This window comes from Brevundimonas diminuta ATCC 11568, assembly GCF_000204035.1.
GTDB lineage: Bacteria > Pseudomonadota > Alphaproteobacteria > Caulobacterales > Caulobacteraceae > Brevundimonas > Brevundimonas diminuta.
Genome location: NZ_GL883086.1, coordinates 2,114,713 through 2,124,183, shown reverse-complemented (window position 1 = coordinate 2,124,183; position 9,471 = coordinate 2,114,713). Strand labels below are relative to the sequence as shown.

Sequence of the window (9,471 nt, the reverse complement as noted above, 5' to 3'; positions counted from 1 at the left end):
CCGCAGGGCGTTCACCCGCTCGCGCTCGGCCTCGGTGGCGGCGGCGCGGGCGCGCTTCTGGGCGTTGACCTGATCTTCCAGGACCAGAAGCTCCTGATTGGCCTTGTTCGAGGCCTCGGCGCGCGTCGTGCCCGCCGGGCGGCCGGTGATGTCGGGGATGTAGATGGGCTGGGCGCAGATGCGCGTCTCCAGATCGTACCAATAGCCCTTGGCCGCGCAGCGTTCGCCCGGATCGACCCAGAAACGCTGCAGGATGAACACCCCCGCCAGCGTCACCGCGAACAGGCTGAAGAAGATGAAGCTGAGGCGCCGGATCGTCAGGAAGCGTTTCATGCCAGTCTCAATAGATCAAAAATGCGTCCGCGACACGACCGCAGTTCACGTAGCGTTACGTTGACAGGTCGGTTTCATCGGTCCAATCCCTCGACCGACATTTCGATGACCAAGTGGATAGGCTCATGAAGGTACTCGTCCCGGTGAAACGGGTGATCGACAGCAACGTCAAGGCTCGCGTGAAGGCGGACCAGACCGGCGTCGACCTGGCCAACGTCAAGATGAGCATGAACCCCTTCGACGAAATCGCCGTCGAAGAGGCCGTGCGTCTGAAGGAAGGCAAGGAACACCATGCCGCGGGCACGGCGACCGAGATCGTCGTCGTCTCCATCGGCGTGACCCAGGCGCAGGAAACCATCCGCACGGCCCTGGCCATGGGCGCGGATCGCGGCGTCCTGGTGCAGTCGGACACGGATCTGGAGCCGCTGGCCGTCGCCAAGGTGCTGAAGGCCGTGGTGGACGAAGAGAAGCCGGACCTGGTGCTGCTGGGCAAGCAGTCGATCGACGGCGACAACAACGCCGTGGGTCAGATGCTGGCCGCCCTGCTGGACTGGCCGCAGGCCACCTTCGCCGGCAAGCTGGCGATCGAAGGCGGCAAGGCCGTGGTGACGCGTGAAGTCGACGGCGGCCTGCAGACCGTCTCGGCCGAACTGCCGGCCGTGGTGTCGGTCGACCTGCGCCTGAACACGCCGCGCTATGCGTCGCTGCCCAACATCATGAAGGCCAAGAAGAAGGAGATCGCCATGAAGGCGGTCGCCGACTACGGCGTCGATACGGCGGACCGCCTCAAGGTGCTGAAGGTGACGGAGCCGCCGAAGCGTTCGGCGGGCGTCAAGGTCGCCGATGCGGCCGAACTGGTTTCCAAGCTCAAAGACGCAGGGGTTCTGTAATGGCCGTTCTCGTCATCGCCGACCACGACGGCTCGGTTGTTCGCGACACCACCCACAAGACCGTGACGGCCGCCCTGGCCCTGTCGTCGGACGTGGACGTTCTGGTGCTGGGCAAGGGCGCGCAAGGCGTGGCTGACGCCGCCGCCAAGATCGCGGGCGTGCGCAAGGTGCTGCTGGCCGAAGGCGACGCCGTCGCCCACGGTCTGGCCGAGGCCGTCGAGGCCACCGTCCTGCCGCTGGCCGGGAACTATGACGCCATCCTGACCCCGGCTAACACCGACGGTAAGAATTTCGCGCCGCGCATCGCCGCCAAGCTGGACACGGCGCCGATCTCGGACATCGTGGAAGTCGTCTCGGCCGACACCTTCGTGCGTCCGATCTATGCGGGCAATGCGCTGGAGACGGTCCAGTCGGCCGACGCCAAGAAGGTCATCACCGTGCGCCCGACGGCCTTCGCCGCCGCCGCTGAAGGCGGATCGGCCTCGGTCGAGAGCGTCGCCGCCGGCGAAGCGCCCAAGACCGCCTTCGTGTCGGAAGAAATGGTCAAGTCGGATCGCCCCGAACTGGGCGCCGCCAAGATCGTCGTCTCGGGCGGCCGCGCCCTGGGCTCGGCTGAAGAATTCCACGCCGTCATGGACCCTCTGGCCGACAAGCTGGGCGCCGCCGTCGGCGCTTCGCGCGCGGCGGTCGATGCGGGCTACGCCCCCAACGACTATCAGGTCGGCCAGACCGGCAAGGTCGTGGCTCCGGCCCTCTACATCGCCATCGGCATCTCGGGCGCCATCCAGCACCTGGCCGGGATGAAGGACTCCAAGGTGATCGTCGCCATCAACAAGGACGCCGACGCCCCGATCTTCCAGGTCGCCGATTACGGCTGGGTCGCCGACTACAAGACCGCCGTGCCGGAACTGATGGCCGCCCTGGGCTGATCGGTTTCACACGCTGAGTTAGAAGCGCGCCGGGCGAGGGATCGTCCGGCGCGTTTTCTTTTTGGCGCGCCTTATCTTTCGTCATCCTCCGGCGACCCTCGCGAAGGCGGGGGGAGACCGGGGGACCCAGCGGCGCCAAAGGCGATCTTTACTGCAGGCGTGGCGCGTGGAGTTTCGCCCTCCGGGCGCCGCTGGGTTCCCCGGTCTGCGCCGCTGCGCGGCTTGCCGGAGAATGACGAAAATTTGGACCTTTCCTCTCCTTGGGCCAAACACCTCCCATGACTGCCCGCATTCCCGTCAAGCTGACCCCGCGCGCCTCGGCCGACCGCATCGACGGCTGGGACGTCGACCCGGACGGCCGCCCGGTGCTGAAGGTCCGCGTCCGCGCCCAGCCGGTGGAGGGCGAGGCCAACGCCGCCCTGACCGCCTTCCTCGCCAAGGCCCTGGGCGTGCCCAAGCGCGACGTGGCGCTGGCGCGCGGCGGCCAGTCGCGGCTGAAGATGATTGAGGTCGACGGCCTGACCGACGCGGAGGTCCGCGCGCGCCTGCCTGCGGATTGAGCGCGCGCCTGACTTTGCCGAGAGCGGCGGCTTTTAGAGCTTTACCCTGACGGAAACTGGCGATTGTATACACGTCATTGTCTGCCCGCAGTTCGCGGGCGCGAGGGGGCTCGCCCATGTTGTTCAGTCGCCTGCGGGGTCCAAGCCTCGCCGTTCTCACCTGCGCGCTCGGCGCGCTCAGCCTGTCGGCCTGCGCCACGACCGGCGACGCCGCGCCCAAGACCGAGACGGCTTCCACCGCGTCGTCCTCCAAGGACCGCACGATGGCGCCGGGTCTGGACGGCTGGGCCAATGCCGACCCCTATCCCTCGACCTATCGCGGCCTGCCGCGCCAGAACATGGCCATCGTCGGCGCGACGGTGCTGACCGGCGCCGGTCAGAAGATCGAGGGCGGCGTCGTCGTCGTCACCGACGGCCGCATCGCCGCCGTCGGCGGGGCGAACACCCCGGTCCCGGCGGGCCATCAGGTGGTCGACGCGCGCGGCCGCTTCGTCACGCCGGGCATCATCGACATCCACAGCCACCTGGGCGTCTATCCTTCGCCGGGCGTCATGGGCATGAGCGACGGCAACGAAGCCACCAACCCGAACACCGCCCAGGTCTGGTCCGAACACTCGATCTGGCCGCAGGATCCCGGCTTCAACACCGCCCGCGCGGGCGGGGTGACGACGATGCAGATCCTGCCCGGCTCGGCCAATCTGTTCGGCGGCCGCGGCGTGACCCTGCGCAATGTGCCGTCTGTCACCATGCAGGGGATGAAGTTCCCGAACGCTCCCTACGGCCTGAAGATGGCCTGCGGCGAGAACCCGTCGCGGGTCTATGGCTCGCGCAACCAATCGCCGGCCACCGGCATGGGCAATGTCGCGGGCTATCGCGCCGGCTTCATCGCCGCGCGCGACTACAAGGCCAAGTGGGACAAGTGGCGCGAGGACGGCCAGGGGACGCCCCCGACCCGCAACCTGCAGCTCGAGACCCTGGCGGGCGTTCTGGACGGCTCGATCCTGATCCAGAACCACTGCTACCGCGCCGATGAAATGGCGGTCATGCTCGATGTGGCCAAGGAGTTCGGCTACAAGATCACCACCTTCCACCACGCGGTCGAGGCCTACAAGATCGCGCCCCTGCTGGCGCGTGAAGGCGTCTGCGCCGCCATGTGGACCGGCTGGTGGGGCTTCAAGATGGAGGCCCTGGACGGCATCGAGGAGAACGCCGCCCTGACCGACGCGCCCGAGGGCTCGTGCGCCGTCATCCACTCGGACGACGCCGAACTGATCCAGCGCCTGAACCAGGAAGCCGCCGCCGCCCTGTCGGCCGGTCGCCGCGCCGGGATGAACATCTCCGAAGAGCACGCCATCAGCTGGATCACGCTGAATGCGGCCAGGTCTATCGGCATCGACAAGGAAACCGGCTCGCTCGAGAGCGGCAAGCGCGCCGACGTGGTGATCTGGAGCGCCGATCCCTTCTCGATCTACGCTCGCGCCGACCAGGTCTTCATCGACGGCGGCCTGGCCTTCGATCGCCAGAACCCCGCCTTCCAGCCCGTGTCCGATTTCGAACTGGGCCAGCCCGGCTTCGGCCAGGCCGCCGCCGGCGTCGCCCAGGGAGCTCGCTGAACCATGCGTATCAAAACTCTCCTCGCGGGCGCTGTCGCAGCCCTGGCCCTGACCGGCCCCGCCCTGGCTCAGGACGTCGCCATCACCGGCGGCCGGGTGCTGACCGGAACCTCGGTGATCGAGAACGGCACGGTGGTCATCCGCAACGGCAAGGTCGTTTCGGTCGGAACCGGCGGCGCCCCGGCCGGCCTGCGCGTCATCGACGCGCGCGGCAAGATCGTCACGCCGGGCTTCGTCGCCGTGGATTCCGGTCTGGCCGGGACCGAGGTCGGCTCGGTGCGCGGGACCAACGACCTGGCCAATCGCGCCAACACCCTGACCGCAGCCTTCGACCTGTCCTACGGCCTGGACCCCTGGTCCTTCACCCTGCCGGTGGCCCGTCTGGGCGGCGTCACCCGCGCCGTCGTCACGCCGCAGCACGGCGGCTCGGGCGGCGGGCACAGCCACGACGATTCCGACTTCGCCGGCGCGGGTCACGGCGGCTTCCAGTCGCCGGGCCTGTTCGCCGGCCAGGCGGCGGTCATCAAGCTGGGCGGCGCCGACATCCTGGTGAAGCCGCGCGTGGCCATGGTCGCGCCCTTCGGCGAGGCCGGGGCGACGGTGGCGGGCGGCGCCCGCGGCGCCGAGTTCGTCCTGTTCAAGGAGACCCTGGCCGAGGTTCGGGCCTACGCCCGGAACAAGGCGGCCTATGAGCGGGCCGACATGCGCGCTCTGTCTCTGTCTCGCGCCGATATGGAGGCCCTGATCCCGGTGGCGAACGGCGCCATGCCGCTGATCGTCACCGTCAACCGCGCCTCGGACATCCAGCAGGTGCTGCGTCTGGCGCGCGAGGAAGGCGTCAAGGTCATCCTGGACGGCGCCGCCGAAGGCTGGCTGGTGGCCGATGAGATCGCGGCGGCCAAGGTTCCGGTCATCCTGCACCCGACCACCAACCTGCCCTCGAACTTCGAGATGCGGGCGGCGCGGATGCAGAATGCGGCGGCCTTGAACGCAGCGGGCGTGGTCATCGCCATCAAGGGCAACGAGGGCTCGGCCCACCGTGCTCGCGACATCCGCTATAACGCGGGCAACGCCGTGTCGCACGGCCTGCCGTTCGCGGCGGCCATCCAGGCGATCACGGTCAATCCGGCCCGTATCTTCGGCTTCGACGGCCAGTTCGGCGAGCTGAAGGCCGGGGCCGCAGGCGACGTCGTGGTCTGGTCGGGCGATCCGCTGGAGCCGCTGAGCCAGCCATCGGCCGTGCTGATCGACGGGGTGGAGCAGCCGCTGCAGGCGCGCAACCTGCTGCTGCGCGACCGCTACCGCACCGGCGGCGAAGGCGCCATGCCGCCTGCTTACGGGAACTGAGGCTTAGGCCTGAAGACGGAAGGGCGCTGCGGGAGACCGCAGCGCCCTTTTTCTTTTCTATCCTGAAACTCCCCCATTGAGGGGGGAAGGGGGCAGGCAGCGTTACTGTGCCGTCAGCCCGCCGTCGATCTTGAACTCGGCGCCGGTCACGAACTTGGACTCGTCCGAGGCCAGATAGAGCACGCAATAGGCCACGTCGTCCGGTTCGCCGATGCGCTTCAGCGGGATGCCGCGCGCCAGCTTTTCGTGCGCGTTCGCCTCGTCTCCGCCCGCCATGGCGATGAAGGGGTCGAGGATCGGCGTCTTGATGAAGACCGGATGCACAGAGTTGGCGCGCACGTTCCACCCCGCCTTGGCCGCTTCCAGCGCCACCGTCTTGGTGTAGAGCCAGACCGCCGCCTTGGTGGCGTTATAGGCGCCCATGCCCGGCGCCGCCGCCAGTCCCGCGATCGACGAGATGTTGACGATCGATCCCGCGCCCGAGGCCCGCAGCGGCGCCATGGCGTGCTTGCAGCCCAGCATGACGGATTCCAGGTTGACCGCCTGGACCTTGCGCCAGTTCTCCAGCGTGTCCTGCTCGGCCCACAGCAGTTGGCCGCCGATCCCGGCGTTGTTCACCAGGATGCTGAGCCCGCCCATGTCCTCGACCGCCGCGCCGACCACGCGGACCCAGTCGTCCTCGCGCGTGACGTCGTGCTCATAGGCGAAGGCCATGTCGGGATGCTCGGCGTTGATCGCCTCGGCCAGGGCGCGGGCCCCGTTCAGGTCCAGGTCGCTGAGCGCCACCCTGGCGCCCTCGCGGACCAGCATCCGGGCCATGGCCTGGCCCAGGCCCCCGGCGGCGCCGGTGATCAGGGCCGTCTTGCCCGCGACGCGGCTGCCGGTCACTCGACCAGGCCCTTGACCGCCGCGTCGATGAAGCGGGCCATCGCCACGTCGCGTTCCGTCACCCCGTCGGCGTCATGGGTGGTCAGCAGCACCTCGACGCGGTTGTAGACATTGGACCATTCGGGATGATGGTCGACCTTGTCGGCCAAGAGGGCGACGCGGGTCATGAAGCCGAAGGCGGCGTTGAAATCGGCGAAGCGCAGGGTGCGCGCGATGGCCGGGCGCGGATCGTCGGCGCGGCGCCAGTCGGGCAGGCCCGCCAGAACTTCGGTCACGTCGAGGGCGGCGGTCATGGGCGTCTCCTTGGATTTTGTTCAGGCGTATCGCGCGCTCCGTGACGCGACAAGCGGCAAGCCTGCGTCAGATGGCGCCATCATGCGACGCTTCCCCGGATGACGGCGGCGACGGGAGGCGTTACACCGCCATCCATGACCCAGGCCGATCCCTCCTCCGACGCTTCCGGCAAGACCTCCTCCTTCGGCTTCCGTGACGTAGACGCCAAGGAAAAGGTGCAGATGGTGCGCGGCGTGTTCAACTCCGTCGCCTCCAACTACGACCTGATGAACGACCTGATGAGCGCGGGCGTGCACCGCATCTGGAAGGATGCGACGGCGGCCAAGCTGAACGTCCGGCCGGGCGAGGTGGTGCTGGACATGGCCGGCGGCACTGGCGACATGGCGCGCCGCTATTCCAGGATGGCCCGCGCGGCCCAGGAACGGCGCGGGGGCGAGGACGCCACCGTCATCGTCATGGACTACAACGCGGAGATGATCCTGAACGGCGTAGCCAAGGGCGGCGAGCCCGAGATGGCCTGGGGCGTCGGCGACGCCATGCACCTGCCGCTGCCGGACGCCTGCCTGGACGCCTATTCGATCAGCTTCGGCATCCGCAACGTGGCCGACATTCCGCAGGCCCTGCGCGAGGCGCGCCGCGCGCTGAAGCCGGGCGGCCGCTTCATCTGCCTGGAGTTCTCGCGGCCCACGACCGGCGCGCTGAGGAAGGCCTATGACGCCTGGTCCTTCCACGCCATTCCGCGCATCGGCCAGCTGGTCGCCAAGGACCGCGATTCCTACCAGTATCTGGTCGAGAGCATCCGCCGCTTCCCCGATCAGCAGACCTTCAAGCGGATGATCGAGGAGGCGGGCTTCAGCCGCGTCAGCGTCACCAATCTGTCGGGCGGGATCGCCGCCATCCACCATGGGTGGGCGATCTGAGCCGGCTGACCTTCAACGCCCCGCCGCCGACGCCGCAGGCCCAGCCGGTCCGCCATCCGGTCGGCGCGGCCCTGCGCATGATCCGTTGGGGCTGGGTGCTGGCGCGCCACGACGCCCTGATCCCGCGCGAGGCCAACCCCCTGCTGCCCGCCTGGGGCCGCCCGTTCGCCCGCCTGGTCCAGCTGTTCGCCAGCCGCAAGCACCGCGCGGGACGACCGGGTCAGCGCGTCGGCCAGGCCTTCGAGCATCTCGGCCCCGTCGCCATCAAGCTGGGCCAGGTGCTGGCCACGCGCGCCGACATCTTCGGCCTGCAGTTCGCCCAGGATCTGGGGCGTCTGAAGGACAAGCTGCCGCCCTTCCCGCTGGAAGAGGCCAAGCGCGAGATCGAGCGCTCGCTGGGCCGCCCGGCCGAGAGCCTGTTCATCGATCTGACCGAACCGATGGGCGCCGCTTCGTTGGCGCAGGCGCACCCGGCCCGGCTGGCCGACGGGCGCAATGTGGCGGTCAAGGTGCTGCGCCCCGGCGTCGAGCGCCGCGTGGCCCAGGGGTTGGACGCCATGCGTCTGGGCGCCAAGCTGGTGGACCGCTTCGTCGAGCCCGCCCGTCGGCTGGAGCCGCGCGCCTTCGTCGAGATCATCGCCCAGTCGCTGCAGCTTGAGCTGGACATGCGGCTGGAGGCCGCCGCCGCCTCCGAACTGGCCGAGGTCATGGCCAAGGACGGCTATATGTCCGCCCCCGCCGTCGTCTGGGACGGGGTGGGCAAGCGGGTGCTGACGCTGGAGTGGGCGCCCGGCCTGCCGATGACGGACCCGGCCCTGGTCGATCTGCCCGGCCTCGACAAGGACGCCCTGGCCGACAAGGTGGTGCGCGCCTTCCTGGTTCAGGCGCTGGACCACGGCGTCTTCCACGCCGACCTGCACGAGGGCAATCTGTTCGCCGACGCGCCCGCGCAGCTGACGGCCATCGACTTCGGCATCGTCGGGCGGCTGGGCCCGGCCGAGCGACGCTATCTGGCCGAGATCCTGTGGGGCTTCATCAGCCGCGACTACGACCGCATCAGCCGCGTCCATTTCGAGGCCGGATACGTGCCGCCGCACCATTCGGTCGACACCTTCGCCCAGGCCCTGCGCGCGGTCGGCGAGCCGGTGATCGGCCGCCAGGCCAGCCAGGTGTCGATGGGCCGCCTGCTGGGCCAGCTGTTCGAGATCACCGCCCTGTTCGACATGCATATGCGCCCCGAACTGGTGCTGCTGCAGAAGACCATGGTCTCGGTCGAGGGGGTGGCGCGCCGCCTGAACCCCGATCACGATCTGTGGGAGGCCGCCAAGCCGGTGGTCGAGCGCTGGATCAAGCGCGAACTGGGCCCGCAGGCCCAGATCAAGGAGACGGTCGAGGAGGCGATGGCCGCTCTCAGGGCCCTGTCGCGTCTGGTGCAGAACCCGCCGTCGTCTCAGACGTTGGTGATCGAGAAGGCCGGAACGCGGCCCTGGGTGGTCGCCGCCGTCACCGTCGCAGTCTGCGCGTCGGCGGCCGCCTTGGTGCTGACGCTTTGGCCGATGATCGTCGCCTGACGTTTCTTCGGAGCCTGCGTTTCATGAAGACCTCTTCCTTCGCCCTCGTCCTGTCGGGCGCCCTCCTGCTGGCCGCCCCGGCGCTGGCCCAGACCGCCGCTCCGAGCCGGGCGCCGACCCAGGGCG

10 protein-coding genes are annotated in these 9,471 nt (G+C 69.1%); 7 read left to right on the top strand and 3 right to left on the bottom strand.

What is annotated here, in order from left to right; genetic code table 11:
* A partial coding sequence (locus BDIM_RS14175) for a hypothetical protein (protein WP_040346308.1) occupies window positions 1-333 on the bottom strand: 333 nt, incomplete at its 3' end.
* A 125-nt stretch (window positions 334-458) separates the two neighbouring features.
* Here BDIM_RS14175 and BDIM_RS14170 point away from each other — a divergent pair.
* From BDIM_RS14170 to BDIM_RS14150, 5 genes are all read left to right on the top strand, one after another.
* On the top strand, window positions 459-1,223 hold the full coding sequence (locus BDIM_RS14170) for an electron transfer flavoprotein subunit beta/FixA family protein (RefSeq protein WP_003167502.1): 765 nt from the start codon (window positions 459-461) through the stop codon (window positions 1,221-1,223).
* The gene (locus BDIM_RS14165) at window positions 1,223-2,152 is read left to right on the top strand and encodes an electron transfer flavoprotein subunit alpha/FixB family protein (RefSeq protein WP_003166275.1); all 930 of its coding nucleotides are present in this window, start codon (window positions 1,223-1,225) and stop codon (window positions 2,150-2,152) included. The genes BDIM_RS14170 and BDIM_RS14165 overlap by 1 nt, the downstream gene beginning before the upstream one ends.
* A 278-nt stretch (window positions 2,153-2,430) precedes the next feature.
* Entirely contained in the window at window positions 2,431-2,712 is a 282-nt protein-coding gene (locus BDIM_RS14160) for a DUF167 family protein (RefSeq protein WP_003166274.1), read from the top strand.
* Window positions 2,713-2,828: 116 nt separating this feature from the next.
* A complete protein-coding gene (locus tag BDIM_RS14155) occupies window positions 2,829-4,325 on the top strand; it encodes an amidohydrolase (protein WP_040346306.1) in 1,497 nt (498 codons plus the stop codon).
* A gap of 3 nt (window positions 4,326-4,328) precedes the next feature.
* Window positions 4,329-5,672, top strand: a complete 1,344-nt coding sequence (locus BDIM_RS14150; RefSeq protein ID WP_003166273.1) for an amidohydrolase family protein — start codon at window positions 4,329-4,331, stop codon at window positions 5,670-5,672.
* 102 nt (window positions 5,673-5,774) lie between these two features.
* Here the strand turns inward: BDIM_RS14150 and BDIM_RS14145 are convergent, their stop codons facing one another.
* Together BDIM_RS14145 and BDIM_RS14140 are read right to left on the bottom strand one after the other, a co-directional pair.
* The gene (locus BDIM_RS14145) at window positions 5,775-6,560 is read right to left on the bottom strand and encodes an SDR family oxidoreductase (protein WP_040346304.1); all 786 of its coding nucleotides are present in this window, start codon (window positions 6,558-6,560) and stop codon (window positions 5,775-5,777) included.
* Window positions 6,557-6,853: a 4a-hydroxytetrahydrobiopterin dehydratase gene (locus tag BDIM_RS14140; protein WP_040346303.1), complete on the bottom strand. Its 297-nt coding sequence runs from the start codon at window positions 6,851-6,853 to the stop codon at window positions 6,557-6,559. The genes BDIM_RS14145 and BDIM_RS14140 overlap by 4 nt, the downstream gene beginning before the upstream one ends.
* A gap of 135 nt (window positions 6,854-6,988) precedes the next feature.
* Between BDIM_RS14140 and BDIM_RS14135 the strand changes: the two genes are divergently transcribed.
* Both BDIM_RS14135 and ubiB read left to right on the top strand, forming a co-directional pair.
* A complete protein-coding gene (locus tag BDIM_RS14135) occupies window positions 6,989-7,774 on the top strand; it encodes a class I SAM-dependent methyltransferase (RefSeq protein ID WP_040346301.1) in 786 nt (261 codons plus the stop codon).
* Window positions 7,762-9,345: a 2-polyprenylphenol 6-hydroxylase gene (gene ubiB / locus BDIM_RS14130; RefSeq protein ID WP_003166272.1), complete on the top strand. Its 1,584-nt coding sequence runs from the start codon at window positions 7,762-7,764 to the stop codon at window positions 9,343-9,345. The genes BDIM_RS14135 and ubiB overlap by 13 nt, the downstream gene beginning before the upstream one ends.
* Window positions 9,346-9,471 lie beyond the last annotated feature (126 nt).

Bases quoted from the DNA above. Each gene is read 5' to 3' on its own strand.
- BDIM_RS14170 (WP_003167502.1), top strand. From the start codon at position 459: ATGAAGGTACTCGTCCCGGTGAAACGGGTGATCGACAGCAACGTCAAG.
- BDIM_RS14165 (WP_003166275.1), top strand. From the start codon at position 1,223: ATGGCCGTTCTCGTCATCGCCGACCACGACGGCTCGGTTGTTCGCGAC.
- BDIM_RS14160 (WP_003166274.1), top strand. From the start codon at position 2,431: ATGACTGCCCGCATTCCCGTCAAGCTGACCCCGCGCGCCTCGGCCGAC.
- BDIM_RS14155 (WP_040346306.1), top strand. From the start codon at position 2,829: ATGTTGTTCAGTCGCCTGCGGGGTCCAAGCCTCGCCGTTCTCACCTGC.
- BDIM_RS14150 (WP_003166273.1), top strand. From the start codon at position 4,329: ATGCGTATCAAAACTCTCCTCGCGGGCGCTGTCGCAGCCCTGGCCCTG.
- BDIM_RS14140 (WP_040346303.1), bottom strand. From the start codon at position 6,853: ATGACCGCCGCCCTCGACGTGACCGAAGTTCTGGCGGGCCTGCCCGAC.
- BDIM_RS14135 (WP_040346301.1), top strand. From the start codon at position 6,989: ATGACCCAGGCCGATCCCTCCTCCGACGCTTCCGGCAAGACCTCCTCC.